The organism is Lysobacter sp. M2-1 (genome assembly GCF_022662495.1).
In the GTDB taxonomy this organism is placed as follows: domain Bacteria; phylum Pseudomonadota; class Gammaproteobacteria; order Xanthomonadales; family Xanthomonadaceae; genus JAKPBU01.
Genome location: NZ_JAKPBU010000001.1, coordinates 1,579,441 through 1,602,230, shown reverse-complemented (window position 1 = coordinate 1,602,230; position 22,790 = coordinate 1,579,441). Strand labels below are relative to the sequence as shown.

18 protein-coding genes are annotated in these 22,790 nt (G+C 64.5%); 7 read left to right on the top strand and 11 right to left on the bottom strand.

Annotated elements, in window-relative coordinates; all coding sequences use genetic code 11:
* Positions 1–239: 239 nt before the first annotated feature.
* Positions 240–1,760, top strand: a complete 1,521-nt coding sequence (gene adh, locus MC375_RS06970; RefSeq protein ID WP_242102570.1) for an aldehyde dehydrogenase — start codon at positions 240–242, stop codon at positions 1,758–1,760.
* A 68-nt stretch (positions 1,761–1,828) separates the two neighbouring features.
* Here the strand turns inward: adh and MC375_RS06965 are convergent, their stop codons facing one another.
* Genes MC375_RS06965 through MC375_RS06955 form a run of 3 tightly spaced genes read right to left on the bottom strand, consistent with a single transcriptional unit; the run spans position 1,829 to position 4,423 of the window.
* Positions 1,829–3,175: an aspartate aminotransferase family protein gene (locus tag MC375_RS06965; protein WP_242102569.1), complete on the bottom strand. Its 1,347-nt coding sequence runs from the start codon at positions 3,173–3,175 to the stop codon at positions 1,829–1,831.
* A gap of 22 nt (positions 3,176–3,197) precedes the next feature.
* Positions 3,198–3,617, bottom strand: coding sequence for a VOC family protein (locus MC375_RS06960; protein WP_242102568.1), 420 nt, complete (start codon positions 3,615–3,617; stop codon positions 3,198–3,200).
* Positions 3,614–4,423 (bottom strand): iron-containing redox enzyme family protein, encoded by an 810-nt coding sequence (locus MC375_RS06955; RefSeq protein WP_242102567.1) that lies wholly within the window; start codon positions 4,421–4,423, stop codon positions 3,614–3,616. The genes MC375_RS06960 and MC375_RS06955 overlap by 4 nt, the downstream gene beginning before the upstream one ends.
* 315 nt (positions 4,424–4,738) lie before the next feature.
* Here MC375_RS06955 and MC375_RS06950 point away from each other — a divergent pair, with 315 nt between their 5' ends.
* Both MC375_RS06950 and MC375_RS06945 read left to right on the top strand, forming a co-directional pair.
* Positions 4,739–5,572 carry a hypothetical protein gene (locus MC375_RS06950; protein WP_242102566.1) on the top strand — a complete coding sequence of 278 codons (834 nt, stop codon included), beginning with the start codon at positions 4,739–4,741 and terminating at the stop codon, positions 5,570–5,572.
* Positions 5,573–5,816: 244 nt separating this feature from the next.
* Entirely contained in the window at positions 5,817–6,590 is a 774-nt protein-coding gene (locus MC375_RS06945) for a phytochelatin synthase family protein (protein ID WP_242102565.1), read from the top strand.
* Positions 6,591–6,647: 57 nt separating this feature from the next.
* Here the strand turns inward: MC375_RS06945 and MC375_RS06940 are convergent, their stop codons facing one another.
* Together MC375_RS06940 and MC375_RS06935 are read right to left on the bottom strand one after the other, a co-directional pair.
* Positions 6,648–7,469, bottom strand: coding sequence for a DUF4344 domain-containing metallopeptidase (locus MC375_RS06940; RefSeq protein WP_242102564.1), 822 nt, complete (start codon positions 7,467–7,469; stop codon positions 6,648–6,650).
* A 440-nt stretch (positions 7,470–7,909) separates the two neighbouring features.
* Complete coding sequence (locus MC375_RS06935; RefSeq protein ID WP_277929292.1) at positions 7,910–8,815, bottom strand: aldo/keto reductase; 906 nt, start codon at positions 8,813–8,815, stop codon at positions 7,910–7,912.
* A 147-nt stretch (positions 8,816–8,962) separates the two neighbouring features.
* Here MC375_RS06935 and MC375_RS06930 point away from each other — a divergent pair, with 147 nt between their 5' ends.
* Together MC375_RS06930 and MC375_RS06925 are read left to right on the top strand one after the other, a co-directional pair.
* Positions 8,963–9,985 (top strand): alpha/beta hydrolase, encoded by a 1,023-nt coding sequence (locus tag MC375_RS06930; RefSeq protein ID WP_242102562.1) that lies wholly within the window; start codon positions 8,963–8,965, stop codon positions 9,983–9,985.
* A 445-nt stretch (positions 9,986–10,430) separates the two neighbouring features.
* The gene (locus MC375_RS06925) at positions 10,431–13,472 is read left to right on the top strand and encodes an SBBP repeat-containing protein (RefSeq protein WP_242102561.1); all 3,042 of its coding nucleotides are present in this window, start codon (positions 10,431–10,433) and stop codon (positions 13,470–13,472) included.
* A gap of 206 nt (positions 13,473–13,678) precedes the next feature.
* Here the strand turns inward: MC375_RS06925 and MC375_RS06920 are convergent, their stop codons facing one another.
* From MC375_RS06920 to MC375_RS06905, 4 genes are all read right to left on the bottom strand, one after another.
* On the bottom strand, positions 13,679–14,569 hold the full coding sequence (locus tag MC375_RS06920; protein WP_242102560.1) for a hypothetical protein: 891 nt from the start codon (positions 14,567–14,569) through the stop codon (positions 13,679–13,681).
* A 204-nt stretch (positions 14,570–14,773) separates the two neighbouring features.
* The gene (locus MC375_RS06915) at positions 14,774–15,538 is read right to left on the bottom strand and encodes a hypothetical protein (protein WP_242102559.1); all 765 of its coding nucleotides are present in this window, start codon (positions 15,536–15,538) and stop codon (positions 14,774–14,776) included.
* Between the two features lie 197 nt (positions 15,539–15,735).
* Positions 15,736–16,086 (bottom strand): hypothetical protein, encoded by a 351-nt coding sequence (locus tag MC375_RS06910; RefSeq protein WP_242102558.1) that lies wholly within the window; start codon positions 16,084–16,086, stop codon positions 15,736–15,738.
* A 257-nt stretch (positions 16,087–16,343) separates the two neighbouring features.
* Positions 16,344–17,249 (bottom strand): sugar phosphate isomerase/epimerase, encoded by a 906-nt coding sequence (locus MC375_RS06905; protein ID WP_242102557.1) that lies wholly within the window; start codon positions 17,247–17,249, stop codon positions 16,344–16,346.
* 241 nt (positions 17,250–17,490) lie between these two features.
* On the opposite strand from MC375_RS06905, the gene MC375_RS06900 reads away from it, so the two are divergent.
* Positions 17,491–19,170: a GMC family oxidoreductase gene (locus MC375_RS06900; RefSeq protein WP_242102556.1), complete on the top strand. Its 1,680-nt coding sequence runs from the start codon at positions 17,491–17,493 to the stop codon at positions 19,168–19,170.
* 17 nt (positions 19,171–19,187) lie between these two features.
* Positions 19,188–19,910, top strand: coding sequence for a gluconate 2-dehydrogenase subunit 3 family protein (locus MC375_RS06895; RefSeq protein ID WP_242102555.1), 723 nt, complete (start codon positions 19,188–19,190; stop codon positions 19,908–19,910).
* A gap of 98 nt (positions 19,911–20,008) precedes the next feature.
* On the opposite strand, the gene MC375_RS06890 is transcribed toward MC375_RS06895, so the two are convergent.
* Entirely contained in the window at positions 20,009–21,028 is a 1,020-nt protein-coding gene (locus MC375_RS06890) for a glycoside hydrolase family 43 protein (RefSeq protein ID WP_242102554.1), read from the bottom strand.
* A gap of 28 nt (positions 21,029–21,056) precedes the next feature.
* Positions 21,057–22,541, bottom strand: coding sequence for an MFS transporter (locus MC375_RS06885; RefSeq protein WP_242102553.1), 1,485 nt, complete (start codon positions 22,539–22,541; stop codon positions 21,057–21,059).
* Positions 22,542–22,790: the final 249 nt, after the last annotated feature.

Sequence of the window (22,790 nt, the reverse complement as noted above, 5' to 3'; positions counted from 1 at the left end):
TGACCGCGCCGGGTCGGCCGGCAGGCCGTGCGTCCGGTCTCAGGGCGTCGGAAGACGCGAGCGCACCCCTACCGCTTCTCCGGAAAGCCGGGCAGCCCTTCCGATTCCACGATCGCATCCCGGTTTGACCCAGCTCAAGGCGCGGTGCCGGCAGGGCGCCCATCCTGCCCCTGACGCGATCCGCTTCCATTGGCGTGACGCGCACCTCCGCACACTCACCCGCCCACGGGAGGGCCGCCATGACCAAGCTGGAAAAGGTTCAGTTCACGCAACCACCGTCGTTCAAGCAGCGCTACGGCAACTTCATCGGCGGCCAATGGGTCGCGCCGCGCAACGGCCGCTACTTCGACAACATCACGCCGATCACCGGCAAGGTGTTCTGCCAGATCCCGCGATCGGATGCCGACGATGTCGAAGCCGCGCTCGACGCCGCGCACGCCGCGAAGGACGCTTGGGGCCGGACCTCGCCGGCCGAGCGCGCCAACGTCCTCAACCGCATCGCCGACCGGATGGAACAGAACCTGGACCTGCTCGCGCGCGCGGAGACCTGGGACAACGGCAAGCCGATCCGCGAGACGACGGCGGCCGACATCCCGCTGGCGATCGACCACTTCCGCTACTTCGCCGGCTGCATCCGCGCGCAGGAAGGCTCGATCGGCGAGATCGACGAGGACACCGTCGCCTACCAGTTCCACGAGCCGCTGGGCGTGGTCGGACAGATCATCCCGTGGAATTTCCCGTTGCTGATGGCGGCGTGGAAGCTCGCGCCAGCGCTGGCCGCCGGCAACTGCGTGGTGCTCAAGCCGGCCGAACAGACGCCGGTCGGTATCCTGGTCTGGGCCGAGCTGATCGGCGACCTGCTGCCGCCGGGCGTGCTCAACATCGTCAACGGCTTCGGCCTGGAGGCCGGCAAGCCGCTGGCCTCCAGCAAGCGCATCGCCAAGATCGCCTTCACCGGCGAAACCGGTACCGGCCGGCTGATCATGCAATACGCCAGCCAGAACCTGATCCCGGTGACGCTGGAACTCGGCGGCAAGTCGCCGAACATCTTCTTCGAGGACGTCGCCGCCGCCGACGATGATTTCTTCGACAAGGCGATCGAAGGCTTCGTGCTGTTCGCGCTCAACCAGGGCGAGGTCTGCACCTGCCCCAGCCGCGCGTTGATCCAAGAGTCGATCTACGAGCGCTTCATGGAACGCGCGCTGCAGCGCGTGGCCGCGATCAAGCAGGGCCATCCGCTGGATCCAGAGACGATGATCGGCGCGCAGGCTTCCAGCGAGCAGCTCGACAAGATCCTGTCCTACGTCGACATCGGCCGGCAGGAAGGCGCGCAGGTGCTGATCGGCGGCGAGCGGCAGGCATTCGAAGGCGACCTGGAGGGCGGCTATTACATGCAGCCGACGGTGTTCAAGGGCCACAACAAGATGCGGATCTTCCAGGAGGAGATCTTCGGGCCGGTGGTGTCGGTGACGACGTTCAAGACCGACGAGGAAGCGCTGGCGATCGCCAACGATACCTTGTACGGCCTCGGCGCCGGCGTGTGGACGCGCGACGCCAACCGCGCCTACCGCTTCGGCCGCGCGATCCAGGCCGGACGCGTGTGGACCAACTGCTACCACGCCTATCCCGCGCACGCGGCGTTCGGCGGGTACAAGCAATCCGGCATCGGGCGCGAGACGCACCGGATGATGCTCGACCACTACCAGCAGACCAAGAACCTGCTGGTGAGCTACTCGCCGAAGAAGCTCGGCTTCTTCTGATTCGGGGAGAGCGCCGCGGGGCCGCGTTGGGGCGGCCTCGCGGCGTGTCTAAAAACTGCGGCCACCCGCTACCCGACGTAGTGGCGATCCGCGACGTGCAGCGCTTCGTCGACAATCGCCAGGCCATCGCGCAACGCCTGTTCGTCGATGCTCAGCGGCGGCACGATGTGCATCCGGTTGGATACGACGAACGGCCACAGGCCCTGCCTTTTGCAGGCCGCGGCAAGTTCGACCATGGCAGCATCGGCCGCGCCGGAAGCGTTGAACGGTACCAGTGGCTCGCGGGTCGTGCGGTCGCGGACCAGCTCGATCGCCCAGAACGCACCGAGCCCGCGTACCTCGCCGATCGCAGGGTGCCGCCCCTGCATCGCGTGCAGTGCGGGTCCGATCACTTCTTCACCCAAACGGCGCGCGCGGGCGATCAGGTTCTCTTCCTTGTAGATGCCGATGCACGCGACCGCAGCCGCACAGGCCAGCGGATGGCCGGAATAGGTCAAGCCGCCCGGATAGGCGCGGTTCGCGAAGCTGGCGGAGATCGCTTCACTCAGGATCACCCCGCCCAGGGGCACGTACCCGGAATTGACGCCTTTGGCGAAGGTGATCAGGTCCGGCACGACGCCCCAGCGATCGACCGCGAACCATTCTCCGCAACGACCGAACCCGGCCATCACCTCGTCGGCGATCATCATGATGCCGTGCGCATCGCACAACGCGCGCACGCCCTGCAGGTAGCCGTCCGGCGGCACCAGGATGCCATTGGCCCCGACCACCGTCTCCAGCAGAATCGCCGCGATCCCCTGCGGGCCTTCGACCATGATCGTATCGGCCAGATGCGCGAGCGCGCGTTCGCATTCCTCCTCGGGGCTGCCGGAGTGGAATGCCGAGCGGTACGGATACGGCCCCCAGAACTTGATGAACCCCGGCGGCCCCGGTTCGGACGGCCAGCGTCGCGGCTCGCCGGTCGCGGCGATCGCGCCGGCGGTCGCACCGTGGTAGCTGCGGTAGGCGGTCAGGATCTTGTGGCGGCCGGTGTGCAGGCGCGCCATGCGGATCGCATTCTCGACCGCTTCGGCACCACCATTGGTAAAGAACACCCGGTTCAAGTCGCCCGGGGCGAGTTCGGCGATCAGGCGCGCCGCCTCGCTGGTGGCCGCATTGGCGTGATACGGCGCCACCGTACACAGGGTTTCGGCCTGCGCCTTGATCGCTGCGATCAGCTTCGGGTGCTGGTGGCCGACGTTGACGTTGACCAGCTGACTGGAAAAATCGAGCCAGCGTCGTCCGTCCTCGTCCCAGAAGTGTGCGCCTTCGGCGCCCGCAACCACGACCGGCTCCAGGGTGCCGTGTGCCGACCACGAATGCAGCACATGCCTGCGATCGCTGCCGCGGGCAGCAGATACGGCATCGACGCTCACGTCGCGCATTGGATCGCCGCGCTCAGGGAATGAAGGTCTGTTCGGGGTCGTCGAAGGACTTGAACTCCAGCGCGTTGCCCGACGGATCGAACAGGAACATCGTCACGTGTTGCCCCGGTTTGCCCTTCAACCGCAGATGCGGCTCCTCGTGGAACTCGATGTCGGCCGCTTTCAGCCGCTTCGCCAGCGCTTCCCACGATCCGCGGTCGAGATTCATGCCGAAGTGCGGAATCGGCACCGCCTCGCCATCGAAGCGCCCGCTGTGCAGTGGGGCGCCTTCGCCGGAGATGTGCGCCACCAGGTGGTGACCGAAGAAATCGAAGTCCTGATAGGTCGTGTCGCTTCTGCCCTGGGGGCAACCCATCAATTCGCCATAAAAATGGCGCGCCTCGTCGAGGTCACGCACCGGGAAAGCGAGGTGGAACTGGGCAATCGAACTCATGGCGTCATGCTCATGACAGCGTGCTCATGGGACACGGCTCTGGGCCGGGAACCATACGCATCGAAGATGTTGTGCCAAAACAGGTTCCACGCATTGATACTACGCTCGTAGCCCTGGGCCAGCTCCGGCAGCGCGCCGGGGTCCTGGCGGATGTAATCGTCGATGGCCTGGCGCGTCAGTTCGCCGTGGACGATGTCCACTTCGCCGGTATGGATCGTCCAGAACTCCCAGTCGATGCTGCTCTCGTGCTCGCGCATATACGGGTGCCCGCGCAGGTGCTCGAACATGACCGATAAATAGGTCTGGCACAGGCATTCGCCGCCCATCCCGCGCAATCCCACGCCGAAGGCCGGACCGCGACGCGACAACTCCTCGGTCAGCCCGCTCAGGATGGCGTGGTTCGCGGGCAGGGGACGCTCCAGTTGCTCCGGCTCCACGCCGATGCTCGCCAGGAAGCGGTCGTAGACCTCGGGGTGCGCCTTGTCCGGGTCGCCTTCACCGAGCTCCTCGGCAAGGATCTGGCTCAACAGGCTGCGCAAGCCGCCGAAGGGCAGCTTGGCCACCAGCAGTGCAAGGTCGCTGATGTAGTCGATGGTGAAGAAGCGGTACTGCGTGCAGATCTGGCGCATCGCTTCGACCGGCGCATGCGCCAACGCCTTCATCTTCTGCTGGGCCAGGGCTTCGGTCGCCTCCTTCGCATTGTCGGCGAAGCGCCAGAAGGTTTGTCGATCCCACGCACCGGGCGGTATCGCCAGGCCCGGAACCGAACGCGTCGCTGACGTGCCGAGTTCATTCTGCAATGTCACGCTTCCAATCCAAGTAACGAAATCGCGCATGAGTGTAGCGTCCGATTGCGCCCTTGGCAGTCGAATAACACCTCGTTGCGATCACACTCTGCGACATCGGCATCACAGTTCATTTTGCATTAACGAACGCAACGTAATGTCGACTCCGTCGCTGCCATGCTCCTCGCAGCGCTTTCGTACGCGACAAAGTCGCATTCATCTTCGTAACGTGATCGTGATGTTTATGTTTCGTTACGAGCGGACACGATTACGCAACTTATCCGGCAGCATGCCAAAACGATGTGGCTGCGCAGGTATACGAGGAAAGTCCCGCCGATGAATGCACCCCTCGCCACTGCAGACAGCCCTTGCGCGAATCTGCTTTGGACCGGCGGCTGGGATTCGACCTTTCGGCTGCTGGAGCTGTTGTTGCTGCATCGGGTCCAGGTCGTTCCCCATTACCTGAAAGATCCGACGCGCGCCTCGACCCAGACCGAACTTTCGACAATGGCGCGCATCGGCGACCACCTGCGCGAGATGTACCCGCAGACGCGCGCGCTGCTGCAGCCGTTGCGCATCGCTGAAGTCGGCGATGTCGCCGAGGATCCGGAGATCGCGGCGGCGCTGCAACAGATCCGCAAGCGGGTCTTCATTGGCAGTCAGTACGCGTGGTTGCCGGCGTTCTGCAAGCAGAACGGAGTCGTCGACATGGAGCTGGGCGTCCACATCGACGACAAGGTCCAGGCGCTTGTGCGTCCGTTCGCCATGGAATTCGAACATCCGGCTGGCTATCGCAGCATCCGCGTGGACCCCAGGCACGCGGACTCCGCCGAGTTCAGACTGTTCCGCTACTTCGGCTTTCCGCTGTTCCACCTCGACAAGGTGCGCATGGGCCAGCGGGCCGACGCCGAAGGCTGGGGCGGCATCATGGACATGACATGGTTCTGCCACAGTCCGGCCCACGGCAGGCCCTGCGGAATCTGTGCGCCTTGCGTGTACACCATCGAGGAAGGACTGGCGCACCGGATACCTGATTCGCGGCGCGCGTTATCCTTCTTCTATCGGCGCATCGCCTTGCCCTTCAAGGAACCGCTGCGGCAGATGCGCATGTCGTTGCGCGAACGACGTGCGCGTCGGCGCCCGGGCGTACCTGGTATCGGCAGTTCCTGACACCGCGTCGTCGATCGATCGAACCATCGCAGGTGGATGTCGCCCTGCGCCATTGGGCGGCGATCGCATGGATTTCCGCGCTCGGTTCAGCCACCCCCTTCGCGCTCGCCTTGGAGTGAGCTCGGTTCTGTCGTCGGCCGCTGGCGATGGCCGCGAAAAACTGCTTTCACCACGACTTGATGCCTGTCGCGATCTCATCGCATGGCGCCACCGTTCGCGCCCCGTTCCAGGCTCCGACACCGCCATGAAGCGGCTGGTTATTGGTTTTGCGTTCGTGACGGGCATTGCCCTTCTGCTGGGCACGGGAGTCGTGTGGAACGAGTATCTGCGCGCGCCACCCGTCGAGCACCAACCACTCCCGTCGAACCTGATCCCGCTTGACTCAACGATGGGGCAGGCTCTTCTGGACGAGAGCGACGCCGTCGCCGATTACGACGAACTTTTGGCGAACTTCGTCGCCCAGTCGCGCAAGGGGTATTGCGGTGTGGCCACTGCGATTACGACGCTCAATGCCGCCGGGGTGGCCGGGACGCCGCTCGATCAGCAGACCTTGTTCGCCAATCCATCCGTGGATGCAAATCCATGGAAAGTCAGCTTCATCGGGATGTCGCTGCGGGACCTGGGGGACCTGCTTTCGGCGCACGGCGCCAACGTCAGCGTCATCAACGCATCGAGTACGAATGCCGATGCCTTTCGAAAGGTGGTGCGCACCAACCTCAACCGTGACGGCGACTACGTGCTGATCAACTACGAGCGGAAGCACATTGGACAGGCGCAGTCAGGGCACATCTCACCACTGGCCGCCTACCATGCGCAGAGCGACCGAGTGCTCATCCTCGATGTTGCCGCGCACAAATATCCGCCTGTCTGGGTTCGCCTGGATGAAGTCTGGGATGCGATGAATGCGCCGTTGAATCCCGAAACATCCGTCACCCGGGGATTCATCATTGTCCACGGGCGCGCGGGTGACCAGGGCGACATGCCGGTGAGCGCCTTGGTCTCTCTCGGCCCTCACTGAATTGCGATCCGGGCCCTGCCCCATCATGGCGCGCGCCTTTCCTCCCGCCAGGCGCACTCACCGCCGCTCGAAGTAGCGGATCGCTTCGGCCTCGGTCATCTCGTACTTCGGAGCCAGGTGCGGCAGGAGCAGGCGCAACCAGGCGCGTCCGACCTGACGCGTTTCTCTTGGACATGCCTTGGCGCGCGCCGGCGTCAGGTCGCCGGCAGTGACGATCTCGGCATATCTGACTGGGTCGGTGCCGAAAATAAGGCACTGCAGGTTGAAATAGCGCTGCTCGCCCAGCGCGTGCTCATCGGCATAGGCGTCCAGGTCGTATGCGCCGGTACTGCGCGTCAGCAGCCAGTTGGCCGCCATGCGAAGGCTTTCGATGACCTGTTCGGGCGATTCGTCGACGCCGGAGAAATGCAGCATCAGCATCGCCGCGAGTTGATCGACCGCATCTTCCTGCCGACCGGTCACCGGCAGATCGAGCAGGTCGACCAGCGCATGACCGGTTTCGTGCAGCACGATGAAACGCACATTGGCGCGCGTGTAGCGCAGGGGATAATCCGGATCGAGGCCGCCAGCCTTATGCTGCATCTGACCGCGCTCGTACAACGTCCGCAGGGTCTCGTAGCAGAGCACGATCCGTGTGGTCTCCGGCACGTAAAACGCACCGAACTCGCCACACTCCGCTGTGACATAACGCAGCGGGCGCGGCAGCTGGAACATTCCGTCGATCTGCTGCACCGCCGGGAGCCGATGCAGCAGATCGGCTTCACGCACCCGCGTGTAGATCGGCTGCAACGCGGGCGACTCCGGCGCCAGGTACTGATACTCGAACGCCGGCCCGGCCGGCCTTTGCTTCCCGCCAGGCTCGATGGTCCTGGCGCGCACGACCGCCTGCGACCACCTACGTGGAACACTTCCGCCCTCGGCGACCTGTGGCGCCCTGACTGCCGCCGGCATGCTTCCGTACGCGCACCCGCCAACAGCGACTGCGGCCAGCCCAATCGACAACCAGATGATTGAGGCCCTGAGTAGCATCCGGTCCTTATTGCGCGGCTGGCGACATCCACCGCGCCGTGTACCAGGTAGCAATGTAGTCAGTGTCACCGAGTATTGACGAGGACAACGACGGCGGCAATCAGCCCGTCCTGCTGGCGGCGTCCTGGCGCCAGGACAGCATCGCGCGCGATCTGCGTTCGCTCGATCGCCTCCGGTTGGCGGTAGGAAGGCTGGTGCGGCTGGCTGTTACGCTGCAGGAGCACCCGACTTGTGAACGAGATCACAAGCGTGGGTAATATCGCTGCGCTGACAAAGTCGGTCCGCCGCCGTCACGCGATTTCGCGACCCGCGCCCGCCTGCCAGACGGCGTACCAGTCTTCCGCGGACAGCCGCAGGTCGAGCGCGGCCACGGCATCGCGCAGGCCGTCGATGCGGCCGCTGCCGGTGATCGGCAACGGCGCCGAGGGATGTCGCAGGATCCATGCATACGCCATCGTCGCCTCCGACACCCCGTGGCGCTTGCCCAGGTGGGCGAGCGCATCGCGCACGCGCAGCGCCTGCGTGTCGTCGTTGTTGAACAACCGGCCGCCGCCCAGTGGCGACCAGGCCATGGGACGCAGACCCAGCGAAATGCACTGATCCAGCGTGCCGTCATGCAGGGACGCCAGCTGCAGGGGTGAAAGCTCGATCTGATGCGCGACCAGCGGATGAAACTGGTGTAGCAGCGCAAGTTGCGAAGGCGAATGGTTGGACACGCCGAAGTGCAGTACCTTGCCGGCGGTATGCAGCGATTCGAACACCCGGGCGAGCTCGTGCGGGTCCATCAACACATCGGGCCGGTGGATCAGCAGCAGATCCAGCCGGTCGGTGCGCAGCGCACGCAGCGACTCTTCCACCGATGCCACGACGTGCGTCTGCGATGTGTCATAGCACTTGGCGCGATGGCTCGGCCGCTGCGGGGACACCAGCCGGATGCCGCACTTGCTCACGATCTGCATGCGATCGCGCAAGCCCGGCGCTGCCGCCAATGCCTCCCCGAACAGACCCTCCGCCTGGTAGCCACCGTAGATGTCGGCGTGATCGAAGCTGGTGACGCCAAGAGCCAGCGAGTCTTCGATCCAGCGCAGGCGCTGTTCGACCGATTTGTTCCACTCCACCATGCGCCAGCATCCGGCGACGATGGGCGAAAGGCGGAGCGAACTGCTGTGGACATGGGGGCCAGCGGATGGAGTCATGGGTGACAGGGAATGATGGCGAACTGGAATGATGAGCCCGCTTGCCCCGGCACGCCAGATTTGGAAGATGGTGCTGATTGAAGCTGACCATGCCGCGCTAGGTACACGGGATAAAATCCCGGCTCCCGGCCCCATGGAGAGACCCCGATGAAGGCAACCCACTCGGGCCGCGTTCTGCTCGCCGCGCTCCTGATAGCGTGCTGCACGTCGACAGCGGGCGCCAGTACCGTTACGGAACGCACGCCCGACGCCTACGCCGACCCTGGCGATCTCGTGAACATCGCGGAGAATCGTCGCCTCAATCTCCGCTGCGAGGGTGATGGCGCGCCCACCGTGATCCTGGAGGCCGGTGCGAACGCCGATTCGACCGCGTGGTTCCGGGTGCAGCCGCTGATCGCCGCGCGAACGCGGGTATGTGCATACGATCGCGCCGGTTACGGGTTCAGCGACGAGGGACCGAAGCCGCGTACGCTCGACGCCGACGTGGCCGACCTGCGGGCCCTGATCCAGGCCGCCGGTGTGCGGACCCCGGTCGTGCTGGTCGGTCATTCGCTCGGAAGCAACATCGCACGGCGTTACGCTGAAGAGCACCCCGGTGATGTGGCGGGCCTGGTACTGGTCGATCCGCCCGAGCAGAATCTGGCCGCCTTCCTCCCAGCCGAGTGGAAGGTGCAGGACACCGCGATGATCGCGCAGCGCGACCAGTTCCTCGATCGCTGTGAACAGGGAGCGCAGACCGGCAGGCTCGCAGTACCACCGCCCGAGCTGCAAGGCTGCCTGCGGGCAGCACCACCGTGGATGAGCGAACGCGTCGCCGCTTCCGTTGCTGCCTACAAGCAACGGCCGGCCTACTGGCGCACCTTGCGCTCGGAACTCACCGAGAATGCAGCGATCTTCGGCTCGGCGGTGTCGCCGGACGAGTCGCACGGTACGACGCCGCTGGTGCTGCTGGCCGCCGGCAACGGGCATGCAAGCGTGCCGGAAGACCTGCGCAAGGGAATGCAGGCCGCGCGCGCAGCGACCCACGACGCGATCGTCGCCAGTTCACGTCAAGGTCGCATGCAGCACGTCCCCGACTCCTCGCACGACATGCAGCTCGACCAGCCGCAGGTGATCGCGGACGCCGTTGTCGCATTATTGCCTGGAGCATCGGTAGGCACCGAAGAGTAGGGCGTCGTCTTAGCCGCGTTCACGCGAGCCATCATTTCCGCTCTGGCCGGCTCGGGCGCGTTGCTGTCGTGCGGTCCGACTACACACTGCTGGGTGTCGTCGATGCTCCTGCAGATGTCGCCACCCACCGCGGCCCCACTGTGACCGTCCACCCAAAGCCTCCAGCCGGGACTTCTGGTCCGGCAGCCGGTGGTCGGTGCATCGAGCCCTGGACCGCGGACTGCCCCCGGGGTGTTCTCGGAGCGCAAGTCCTCCTGAACAGGGTGCAGGCGCCCGTCGGAATGCCGGGTTGTCGCGGCCCGACTCCGATCGAGCGTGGTCCACACCTCGCACATCATGAGCCGGCCCGGAAGTGGACGGCTACGCTTACAAATGGTCGATGGACGACGTCCGGCCAATCAGTAGAATGGGTTTTCTGGGACTTCCAGCCACATCGGGTTGAGTGATGAAAAAGACGTACTGGCTTGCGGTAGGCGCCATAGGTACCGCTGTCGCGCTGTGGGCAAGCACAGATTCCGAAGAGATGCCGATCCTGGCAAAGGCTGTTCCCAGTGCAGTGGCCAGCACCGAACACAGGTATGCGCAGATCCCCCTTGCGTTCGAGCGCAATGTGGGCCAGACGGATCCCGAGGTTCTGTTCCTGGCGCGGGGTCCGGGGTACGGCATCTTCCTGACCGCCACCGAAGCAGTGCTGAGCCTGCCATCCAAGCCCGGGTCCACGAAGGTGTCCACACAGGCGGGCGCACCCACGGTGGTACGCATGTCCCTGCTCGGCGCCAGCACTGAGCCTGTCGTCGAGGGCGCCGGCCTGCAGCAAGGCAAGAGCCACTACTACTACGGTTCCACGCCCAACCAATGGCAACGCGATGTCCAGCGCTACGACCGGGTGCGCTACCGCGAGGTATACCCCGGCATCGACATGGTCTACTACGGCAAGCAACAGCAGCTCGAGTACGACTTCGTGGTGGCGCCCGGCAGAAATCCGGGGCGCATCAACGTCAAGTTCAGTGGCGTCGACGGGCTGCGGCTGGACCCGGACGGCAACCTCATCCTGGAAACCGCCTCGGGCACGCTCACCCAGCAAAAACCTGTGCTCTACCAGCAGGTGGATGGCCGGCGCAAGCCTGTGCAAGGCGGCTACCGTCTCCTGAGCGGGGATCGCGTCGGTTTCGAGGTCGCGGCGTACGACACGGCCAAACCCCTCATCATCGACCCGGTGCTGGGTTACTCGAGCTATTTCGGCGGAAGTGGGGATGATGGCATTGCGTCGCTGTCTGCCGACGACGCCGGCAATCTCTACGCCATAGGCACCACCGCTTCGCTCAACTTCCCGCTCAAGAACGCGATCCAGTCCAGCAATCGCGGTGGCGGCGACATCTTCGTCACAAAGTTCAACACGGATGGCAACGCTCTGATCTACAGCACCTTCATGGGAGGCGGCAATGCCGACGGCGGCACGGGCATTGCCGTCGACATCCACGGAAATGCCTACATCACCGGGCACACGAAATCCACGAATTTTCCGGTGGCCAATGCGTTGCAGAGAACGCATGCCGCGGATGGGGGTCTGGAAGATGCTTTTGTTGCACGGCTCGATAGCGCGGGAGCTCTCGCTTTCAGTACCTACCTCGGGGGCTCTGGTGCGGACCTGGGCACTGCAATCGATCTGCCTCCATCGGGTGATCTTTATGTGGCCGGCTCAACCGAGTCGGGCAACTTTCCAAGGGTTTCTGCGATGGATGCCTCGCTCGGGGGAACGAGAGACGGATTCCTCGCGAAGCTGACGCGGTCGGGCGACACGCTGGTTTTCAGTACGTATTTTGGTGGGGGCGGAACTGATCAGATCAGCGCGATGTCGGTCGATCCGTCACCGGGAGGCTCAGGCGCGATCTACCTCACGGGCGAAACCGCGTCCACCGATTTTCCCGTGTCGGCCGGGACCGCGATCCAGACCAGCCTTGGAGGCGGATCCGACGCTTTTGTCGTGGTGCTAAGCCCTGCTGCTGTCGCCCCATACATCGCAATGGAGTTGGGTACCTACCTCGGCAGCGCCAACACAGATGCTGGCGAGGGTATCGATCTGGATCCAGAAGGCAACGTAATCGTCGTAGGCCGAACCGAGGCAACCTCGGCAGCGCCGTTTCCGACCGCGAACCCTGCGCAGGACGAGTCGGCCGGCGGCATAGATGGATTCGTGGCAAAGATTACCCTCGGTGCCACTCCCGCGCTCGCCTACAGCACATATCTGGGAGGTTCGGGAGAGGATCGCCTGACGGACGTGAAGGTCGACGACTTTGGAACTGCGTATGTGATCGGCACGACGAATTCGACTGATTTGATCGGAACGTCGTCGGTTTTTGGCCTGCAGCACGCCAATGGCGGCGGCTTCGACGCGATGACCGCGCGCTACTCCGACGAAGGCGAGAGATTCTGGGCCTCCTATCTGGGAGGAAGCGGGAACGAACAAGGCGCGGCGATTGCGCGTTATGGATCGAGCAGCATTTTCCTTGGTGGCTCGACGGCTTCGACCAACTTCTCGACACTGCTGCCGTTCAAATCGGCCAACAGCGGTGCTTCGGACGCGTTCGTTACCCGCTACGGTATCCGCAGCATGCGCACCAACGCACGCAACTTCAACGCCGACCGGACCGACGACATTCTCTGGAGGAACTCTTCCACCGGGGCAAACGCCGTGTGGCGGTCTGCAGGTGGCACGACGACGACGACGCTTACGAACGTGCCGGTTGGTCCGTGGAAGTTGGTGGGAACCGGAGATTTCGACGGAGATGCCCGGGCCGACATCCTCTGGCGCAATTCGGGTACGGGCGCGAATCACATATGGAGGGGCGCATCTTCCAGCAACGTCATGATTCTCCACGCCGTGACGGATCAGAAATGGCAAATCGTTGGGATAGGCGACTTCAACCTGGACAGCCGCTCGGACATCCTGTGGCGTCATGGCAGTACGGGCGCCAATGCGGTGTGGTTGTCGGGCGACTACGCGACGCAGCAGTCCGTCAGGAGCGTGACCGACACTGCCTGGAAGGTGGCAGGTCTGGGCGATTTCGATGGCGACTTCGTCTCCGACATTCTGTGGCGCCACAGTGATACGGGCGCGAATGCGATTTGGCTTTCCGGTGACTTCACTACGCCGCAGGCAATCACACACCTGACAAATCTGTCCTGGCAGGTCGCGGGCATCGGAGATTTTCTGGGCGACGGAAAATCGGACATCCTCTGGTTCCAGCCCACCACCGGCCAGGCCGTCATTTGGCGCAATGCCGACTATGCAAGGAAAACATCTTTGCCCAATGTGAATCTCCAGTTCGCCATCAGCGCGATAGGCGATTACAACGGGGATGGGCGCTCCGACATCCTCATGCGCAACCAGACCACCGGGGCAAATGTCCTGTGGCGCTCCGGTAGCGCCAGCAATTCCCAGACGCTGGTGTCTGTGGCAAACCAGTCCTGGAAAATCGTGCGTTGAACCTGTGACTGGCTGCTGGAAAGCGCAATAGAAGGCTCCGCATTTCTGCGGGGTCTTGCGTCACCGGAAGAGTTATATCGCGTGGATTGTGGTGCCGGTTCGCGGGGAAGATGATGACGTGACAGATCACCCACTCAGGCCAAACCCGCGGCACGACCGTTAGTCGCCTACGCTAGTCGACAAATAGCCAGCCGCTTATACAGACGTCAAACCCTCAGATCCACGCTCCGGAACACCGCCAACCCACTCGAATTGGGCATGCCCGCGTACTCCAGCCAAGGCTCGCGGGCGAAGTTCGCGGTGCAGGGCCCGAGTGTGCCGATGCGGATCTCGCGCGCGGCCGCTTCCCGCCGCAGCATCGCCAGTACGTCGCCCAGCATTGCACCGGTAAACGGCGTGTACAGGTAGAACACCGTCCCCGACGACAGATCGGCCGCGCGCGCATCCTGGCGCGCGAAGGTGACATTGGCCAGATTGAGTGCTTTCGCGCAGCGCCGTGCGCAATCGACATAGGCCGCTTCCCACTCGATGCCGACGCAACGGGCGCGAGTGCAGATGGCGGCAAGCAGCGGAACGTGGCCCAACCCGGACCCTAGATCGAACAGCACGTCATGTTCGGAAAGTCCGGTACGGACAATCAGTTCGAAGATATGGCGCGCCGGCGTGGGTTGATAGAACACCATTTCAGCCGCCAGCTGGGCTTCTGGGCTGGGTTCCTCAATCTGCAGGACACCGCTGAGCAGCGCATCGAGGCCGTCGTAACCCTCGCTATCGACCCGGTGCCGTACATCGTCGACCGGACCGACTGCAGCCGCCCACTCCAGCAGGCTCTGCGCGCCGTTACCTTGCTGTATCGCTTCGCGGATCGAGGCGTAGACCCGCTGGTTGGCCGCTTCGAGATCCGCACACAGGAGACCCATCCGGTCATGGAGCTCTGTCGATAGCCGTGGGTCTGCGCCGCCACCTCGACCCGCCCCCCAGGTGGGATGACTTTCAAGTCGATCCAGCACCTCGATACGCTGGCGCAACCGGTTCGGTTCCAACAGCGAATGGTCGCGTTCCAGCCGGCTGATCCAGGCATCCCATGTGTCAGTCACTCGTTCGTGATTCCTGAGTCCCGGCGGTGATACGTGGCAGCGACAGCCCCAGTCCCCGCCATCGCACTCCTGCGAAACCTGCGCTTGCGGGGCCGCCGTTATGACTTACAGCCGCACCGAGGCGCAACCCATGCCACTGCATAGGATGCGCTCGCTTCGTGCCCGACCGATGTGCGTACCCGCCCTGTTTCGCGACGGGTGCGCTCAACGTTCTGGCAGGCGCACCTTGCCGCGCACCCCGCGATGCTCGATCCCGCCCGAACCGTCGCGTTCGACCGTGAAATCGCCAGCGACATTTTCGACCACAATGCTGCCGGACCCGTCCTGGCCCACGCGTGCGTTGCCGCCGATGTCGCGCATCTCGATCGAGCCCGAGCTGTCGACATCGATGATCGCATCGCCACGCACGCCCGAGACGCTGGTTTCGCCAGAACTGTCGTTGGGGATATGCAATGCGCCGACGTCGCGCACGTTCAGGCTTCCCGAGCTGTCCTCCACGCGTACTGCACCCGGGATGTGGGCGATACGCAGATCGCCGGAACTGTCCTGCATGCGCAGCGCGGCGACGTGCTCGACCGATGCCGCGCCCGAGCTGTCACTGACCTCCAGCGCCAGCCGCGACGGCACCCGCAGCTCCAGGTCCAGCCTGCGCTGGCCGTCGAACAGGCCTGCGGTCTCGGGCAGCTCGGCGGCCACCACCAGCCGGTCGCCCTCGCGCCGTTGCACCAGGCGGATCCCGTCCAGAATCTGCTGGCTCGAGGCGCAGGCCAGGCCACGCACCTGCACCTGGGTCAGCCCTGGCTCGCCGTCGATCTTCAGCCCGCCCGCCGCGGCGCGGACCACCAGGGTCTTCACCGCGCCTGCCGGCAGGTCCAGGTTGCGCGGCGCGCTGAACGCGCAGTCGTCCTGCGCCCAGGCCGACGAGGCCCCCACCAGCATCAGCACCATTCCCCATTGCAGCTTGCGCATCGCATTGCCTCCGATCGGGTCGAAGTGCATGGGATGCGCCCACCGAGCCAATGGTTGCAACGATCGTGCAGATTCCGCCCGGATAGAGCCCCGCCCGCGGCAGCTGCCAGATCAGATCCAGGTCGACTTTCCGACACGGGCGGACGCCTCACAGCGGTTCCGCCCTACCCCGCGCCTACCCCTACCGGATCGCGCGCCTACTCGGCATTGACGCTGATACGCACGCCCCGCACGCTGTTCTCGACGATGGTGACGACGAAGTCGCGCTCGCCCTCGTGCTTCTTCACCAGCACGTCCTCGCCATCGTCGACCTCGACGCTGTAGCGCTTGCCCGCCTGCGCCTGCAGCGCATCGCGCACGTCATTGGCGATGCCGTTCTCGCTGCGTCCCTGGACCACGTCCACGGTCGCACGGATCGGATCCCCCTCGGCCGGCGCCAACTGCAGCACGATGCGGCCGGCCGACTCGGCTCCGCCGCTGAGCTCCAGACGCCATTTGTTTTCCACCCCATCAGCATTGGCGGCCGATGCCACCAGGGCAAGACACATTCCAAGCAATAGCCTGCGCACGACAACCTCCGTTCCAGGGTGTGGTGCAGGTCCAATACCGCTGCGGTGGTGAAACGCCGGTGAGATGCGCGTTCCGATGCTGGCTACGATTCAGTTTTTCATCCGCGCAGGCGCAAAATCGCCAACGTCGAAACGAAGCGGGGCGCTTCGCCGCCGAACCACTTCACTGACGGAAGACGGGTGGATGCCGCTTCAGCGACTTGCCCGTCCTCTCGTACTGCGCACGATCTTCCTGCTCACGGCACGGAACGCAGGTACTCGTAGGCGATTTTGGCGGCATCGAGCTGATCCATACGCGAGAACGGCCCCTCCTGCTCGGCGAAGTAGTGCTGCACGCCGGCCTTTCTTGCCGCGGCGAAGATCGGACGGTAATCGACCGTGCCGCGCCCCAGTTCCGCGCCGACCATGGCCGGCCGCGGACCTTTCGTGGCCGCGGGCTTGCTCGCGGCCAGATAGTCCTTGATATGCAGCATCGGGAACCGGGCCGGCTCTCTGGCGAGATACTCTTCGGGACGGCGACCGGCGAACGTCATCCAGCCGCAGTCGATCTCGAACTTGACCAGATCGCTGTCGGTCTCGCGCAACAGGAAGTCGAAACCGCTCGTCCCCTCGCCCACGTCGGCGAATTCGTAATCGTGGTTGTGGTAGGCGTATTGCAGGCCGGCACGCTTGGCCGCTTCGCCGATCCGATTGGCCAGTTCGGCCGTGCGCTTGGCTTCGTCCAGACTGAAGTCGGATTCCCACGATACCTTGGGATCGATGGCCGAGCGCAACGCAGAACTGGCGGCGAACTTCGCCCCCAGCGCATGCGCGGTTTCGAAGGACGCTTCCAGATTGACCGGATCGAAATCCAGATGGGTGCTGGGACAGACCAGGCCCGCGTCGTCGATCATTCGACGGTATTCCCTCGCTGACAGCTTGCCGCCCGCATAGCATTCCACTTCCGTGAAGCCGATTTGCCGGAGCTTCTTGAAGGTGCCTGCCGGATCACTTTCGAACGCCTGGTTGACCGCGTAGACCTGGATGCCAAACGGCCGGCCCGACTCGCCGGCGAAGGCGCGGCCGGGCAGCACGGCTGGCACAAGCAGCGCCGCCCCGCTCTGGATCGAACGAACCAGGAATTGTCTACGCGTCGTGGTCATGGCGGACTCTTTCGTTTGAGTGAAGGGGCAGGACCGAAAGCATCGTGCGTGCTCCGAACCCGATCGTGCCCAGGCGTCTGCGTCGCCGCTCTGCAAAATCAGCGGACGGACGCGACAGCAGTCGGCAAGCAGTCGAGCCGAAGGCGGGCATCGCTTCTCGCAAGTCATTCATCCGGAAAATACGATAGCATCACGCGCACGCATCCAGCGCTTGTCCCTCGTCAATTTCCCGGAGGCAATGGTGGCGCAATCCACAGATTACGACGCAATCGTGGTCGGATCAGGCATCTCCGGCGGTTGGGCGGCCAAGGAGCTCACCGAGAAGGGCTTGCGCGTCCTGCTCCTGGAGCGTGGCCGCAACGTCGAGCACATCAAGGACTACGTCAACGCGACCAAGGCGCCCTGGGAGTATCTGCATCGCGGCAGGGCCACCTATTCGATGGAGCAGGCGCACAGCGTGCTCAAGCGGGACCTCCTGGACGAGACCAACGAGTCGGCCTGGGTCAACGAACAGGAATCGCCGTACACCGAGGTGAAGCGCTTCGACTGGTTCCGCAGTTACCGGGTGGGCGGGCGCTCGTTGCTGTGGGGCCGCCAGAGCTATCGCTGGAGCGATTTCGACTTCGAGGCCAACGAAAAGGAAGGCGTGGCTGTCGATTGGCCGATCCGCTACGCCGACCTTGCGCCCTGGTACGACCACGTGGAAAGGCACGCCGGCATTGCCGGATCCCGCGAGGGCATGGCGCAGCTTCCCGATGGCCAGTTCCAGCCGGCGATGCCGCTGAACTGCGGTGAAGAGCTGGTTGCCGGACGCCTGCGCAACGCGTTCGGCGGCAAGCGCCGGATCATCCCGGGGCGCACCGCGAACGCCACCCAGGCACTGCCTGGGCGCGCGCCCTGCCAGTATCGCAACGCCTGCTGGCTGGGCTGCCCGTACGGCGCCTATTTCAGCACCCAGTCGTCCACGCTGCCGGCGGCGATGAAGACCGGCCGGCTCACGCTCAAGCCCTGGTCGATCGTCACCGAGGTCCTGCTCGACAAGACCGGCAAGCGCGCCAGCGGAGTGCGCGTCATCGATGCGGTGACCGAGCAGGTCACCGACTACAGCGCGAAGATCGTGTTCCTGTGCGCGTCCACGCTCAATTCGACTTGGCTGCTGATGCGCTCGGCGACCGACGTGTGGCCGGGCGGGCTTGGCAGCAGCTCGGGGGAACTCGGTCACAATCTCATGGACCATCATTTCCGCTGCGGTGCGGAAGGCGAGATCGAAGGCCTGACAGGCAAGTACTACTACGGCCGCCGACCGACCGGGTTCTACATTCCGCGCTATCGCAACCTGTTCGGCGACAAGCGCGAGTATCTGCGCGGTTTCGGCTACCAGGGTGGCGCGAGCCGGCAGGGCTGGCAGCGCGCGGTGCGTGAGCTCGGGATCGGTGCCGAGATGAAGGACGAGGCGACCACACCGGGGCCATGGACGATCGGCTCCACCGCGTTCGCCGAGATGCTGCCTGCGCATTCCAACCACATCGCGCTTGACCCGGAGAAGAAGGACAAATGGGGCCTGCCGGTGCTGAAGATCGATTGCGCGCTCGGGGAGAACGAGCGCCTGATGCGCAAGGACATGATCGACGACATGGCGCAGATGCTCGAGCAGGCCGGCGTGAAGAAGGTCAAGACCTACGACGAAGGCTCCTACCCCGGGATGGCGATCCATGAGATGGGCACCGCGCGCATGGGGCGCGATCCCAAGACCTCGGTGCTCAACGCGCACAACCAGGTCTGGGACGCCCCCAACGTTTTCGTGACCGATGGCGCCTGCATGACCTCCTCCGCCTGCCAGAATCCTTCGCTGACGTACATGGCGATCACCGCCCGTGCGGCCAACTTCGCCGTGGACGAGCTCAAGCGCCGCAACCTGTGACCGGGGCCGACATGAACATGTCCTCTCAACCCATGCCATCCGAATCCGAACAGGCCCCGACGATCACCCGGCGCGAGGCGATCCGACGCGTGAGCCTGCTGCTCGGCGGCGCGGCGCTGATCGGCTGCGGCCGCGTGGAGGACGTGGAGAAGGCGGCAGAAAAGGCGGCAAGCGTCCCGGCCAACACGCGTCTTGGCCAGTTCAGCTCCCAGGAAATCGCGTTCCTCGACGAGGTCGCGGAAACGATCGTTCCCGCCACCAGGACTCCGGGCGCGAAGGATGCGAAAGTCGGCGCGTTCATGGCGCTCATGGTCACCGACTGCTACGACCCCGGCGAACAGAAAACTTTCCGCGACGGCATGCGCCGGGTCGACGCCGCCGCGACGAAGGCGGCCAACGTGCCGTTCATGCAGGCCACGCCTCAGCAACGCCTGGCCGTGCTGACCGCCTTCGATCGCCAGGCACACCGGGAGGCGTACGAGACGGAGGCAGAAGACCGCAAGCGCCAGGGCCTGGCGCAGCTGCCTCCGTACGATTCCATCGAAGCGGAAGAGATCACTTCCGACGCTCCAGTCGAGCCAGCCACGTTCTTCCGCATGATGAAGGAGCTCGCTCTGCTGGGCTACTTCACTTCCGAGATCGGCTGCACCCAGGCGCTGCGCTATACCGAGGTGCCGGGCCGCTACGACCCTTGCATCGATTACGTCGCAGGATCGCCGGCCTGGGCGGCGCACGCCTGACGACCCGCGCCACCGGTGACGCGACGAAAGATTGCGTCGCAGGACGATGCTGCGCTTTGCATTCGTGCTCAAGAACCGCCTGATCGCACCGCCTTGGGTCACTCTCCATAGGGATGGATGGTGCGGATCCTGCCCTGCCCGTCGTGATGCAGCGGCGTGACCTTGATCGAGCGCAGGTGGGTGATGCCGCCGGACAGCAGCGAGTCGTGATAGAACAAGTACCACTGGTCCTGGAACGCGCAGATCGAGTGATGCGTGGTCCACCCGACCACTGGCGCCAGGATCCGGCCCTGGTAGACGAATGGTCCGTAGGGATTGTCGGCCACCGCATAGCACAGGAAATGCGTGTTGCCGGTGGAGTACGAGAGGTAATAGCGACCCTCGTGCCTGTGCAGCCACGGCGCCTCGAAGAAGCGCCGGTCGTGGTCGCCCGCGCGCAACGGCTCGCCGGCCTCATCGAGGATCACAACTTCCCGCGGCGCCTCGGCGAACTGCTTCATGTCGTGGGACAGGCGCGCCAGGCGCGGCCCCAGCGCGGGTTGGCCATCGGCGGGTTCCCCGTGCGCCGGCGAATAGGCGTTGTCCCGATACTTCTGCAGCTGCCCGCCCCAGAGGCCGCCGAAATACATGTAGAACGCACCGTCGTCGTCGGCGTACACCGCCGGGTCGATGGAATAGCTGCCGGCAATGGCTTCGGGTTCGGCCACGAAGGGACCGGCGGGATGGTCGCCTACCGCCACGCCGATCTGGAACAGGCCGTCGGCGCGCTTGGCCGGGAAGTACAGGTAGTACTTGCCGTCCTTGGTCGCCGCATCCGGCGCCCACATCTGACGCTCGGCCCACGGCACGTCGTCGACGCGCAATGCGACGCCGCAATCCTCGGCTGCCCCATCCGCGGGCGAGTTCATCCGCAGCACGTGGTAGTCCTGCATGCCGAAATGGTCGCCGTCATCGTTGAACGGAATGCCCGCATCGATGTCGTGCGATGGATAGATGTAGATTTTTCCGTCGAACACATGCGCCGATGGGTCGGCGGTGTAGATGTGCGTGACCAGCGGCGGCGAAATCGCCTTCTCGGCCAGCGCCTGCAGCTCGACCGGATCGAATTCTTCGGACATGCGGGCTCCTGCTGCGTTGCGGCGACGATCAGGGAGTCGCGATGCCCGCGGCGCGGCGCGCGGCCAGTTCCTGCTCGATGCGCGTCTCGGCCTTCTTGTCGATCTTGTAGAAGAACAGAAGCGCGACGCACAGCAGGAACGGGATCGATGCGTACACGCTCACCGCCATCTGGATACCGCGCACGGCACCGGCCGACTGCACGGCGAGGTCGGGGTCGTAGCCGTAGGCGGCCAGGATCTTCGCCACCAGCGCGCTGCCCGTGCTCAGACCGATCTTCAGGCCGATCAGGATCGCGGAGAACACGATCGCGGTGGCGCGGCGGTGGTTCTTCCATTCCGAATAATCGGCCACGTCGGCCACCATCGCCCACAGCAGCGGGATCGTGATGCCGTAGAAAAAGCCGTGCAGGACCTGGGCCGCGACCGCGAGGCCCACCGCCTGCGGCGGGAACAGCCAAAACGCCAGCAGGCACAAGGTCGAGACGAACAATCCGCCGCCGAACACGTCGCGCTTGCCGAAGCGGTCGGCCAGGCCCTTGGAGAAACCGATGCCGACGATCATGAAGATGATGCCGCTGCCGTTGAACAGGCTGAAGGCCGAGGTCGGCGCGTCCTTCGGCCATTGGAACTCGGTCAGGCCCACGCCGGTGAGCACCGTGTTCAACCCGGCGATGAGGCGGTTGAAGCCGACGTTCTCGAGGAAGTTCGCCAGCGCGGCTTCATCGAGGTAGTACTTGAAGTAGTACACGTACAGGCCGCCCTTCAGGGCAAGGGTCACGAAGACCAGCACGGTCAGCACCAGCATCACTTGCCATGGCGTGTTCTTCGCCAGGTCGGCCAGGTCCTGGCGGATGGTCGACTTCTGCTCGGGCGCCGGGACGATGCGCTCCTTCGTGGTCAGGAAGGTGATCAGGAAGAAGATCGTGCCCATCACGGCGAACACCAGCATGGTGTTCTCGAAGCCGCGCACCTTATCGCCGTCGCCGAGGATCAGCACCAGCGGCAGCAGTAGGGCCTGGATGATGAACTGCGCGATCATCACCGCGACGAAGCGGTAGGAGGACAGGCTGTTGCGCTGGGCCATGTCGCCAGTCAGCACGCCGCTGAGCGCCGAATACGGCAGGTTGTTGGCGGCGTACACCAGCACCAGCAAGGTATAGGTCGCCATCGCGTAGATGACCTTGCCGCGCTCGCCCAGGTCCGGAGTGCTGAAGGCGAGGAGCGACAGCACTCCGAATGGAATCGCCGTCCACAGGATCCATGGCCGGAACTTGCCCCAGCGCGTGCGGGTGCGGTCGGCGATCAGCCCCATCATCGGCGTGAACACGAAGGCGCCGAGCAGGCCGCCGGTGAAGATCACCGTGCCGGCGACGTCGGCCGGAATCCGGTAAACGTCGGTGTAGAAGAACGCGATGAAGGTGACCAGGGTCTGGAAGATCAGGTTGGCCGCCAGGTCGCCGAGGCTGTAGCCGACCTTTTCGCGTACGGAGAGGGTTTGCGCGACGTCGTTCATGGCCGGGTCGTGATGTCGCCGTCCTGCGGCGGGGTCTGGCTGGCGAGGCGATACGCGGCCTTGTGTCCGACATGCGAGCACGCCGCGCGAACGCGACCATCCTGGGGCAGCCGGCCCGAAAGCGTCCCGGCTGCCGAGGACGAAGGCGCTGCTGAAATCGGCGACGAGGGAACCATGATGTCCTTGCTGCACCGCACGATGACAAGTGCAAATGATAGCGCTATCAATGCGCATTGTTACCGCTAACGG

Coding starts and splice junctions, on each gene's coding strand:
- MC375_RS06885 (WP_242102553.1), bottom strand. CDS start 22,541: ATGAACGACGTCGCGCAAACCCTCTCCGTACGCGAAAAGGTCGGCTAC.
- MC375_RS06915 (WP_242102559.1), bottom strand. CDS start 15,538: ATGCGCAAGCTGCAATGGGGAATGGTGCTGATGCTGGTGGGGGCCTCG.
- MC375_RS06910 (WP_242102558.1), bottom strand. CDS start 16,086: ATGTGTCTTGCCCTGGTGGCATCGGCCGCCAATGCTGATGGGGTGGAA.
- MC375_RS06935 (WP_277929292.1), bottom strand. CDS start 8,815: ATGACTCCATCCGCTGGCCCCCATGTCCACAGCAGTTCGCTCCGCCTT.
- MC375_RS06890 (WP_242102554.1), bottom strand. CDS start 21,028: ATGTCCGAAGAATTCGATCCGGTCGAGCTGCAGGCGCTGGCCGAGAAG.
- MC375_RS06945 (WP_242102565.1), top strand. CDS start 5,817: ATGAAGCGGCTGGTTATTGGTTTTGCGTTCGTGACGGGCATTGCCCTT.
- MC375_RS06930 (WP_242102562.1), top strand. CDS start 8,963: ATGAAGGCAACCCACTCGGGCCGCGTTCTGCTCGCCGCGCTCCTGATA.
- MC375_RS06925 (WP_242102561.1), top strand. CDS start 10,431: ATGAAAAAGACGTACTGGCTTGCGGTAGGCGCCATAGGTACCGCTGTC.
- MC375_RS06950 (WP_242102566.1), top strand. CDS start 4,739: ATGAATGCACCCCTCGCCACTGCAGACAGCCCTTGCGCGAATCTGCTT.
- MC375_RS06960 (WP_242102568.1), bottom strand. CDS start 3,617: ATGAGTTCGATTGCCCAGTTCCACCTCGCTTTCCCGGTGCGTGACCTC.
- MC375_RS06895 (WP_242102555.1), top strand. CDS start 19,188: ATGTCCTCTCAACCCATGCCATCCGAATCCGAACAGGCCCCGACGATC.
- MC375_RS06905 (WP_242102557.1), bottom strand. CDS start 17,249: ATGACCACGACGCGTAGACAATTCCTGGTTCGTTCGATCCAGAGCGGG.
- adh (WP_242102570.1), top strand. CDS start 240: ATGACCAAGCTGGAAAAGGTTCAGTTCACGCAACCACCGTCGTTCAAG.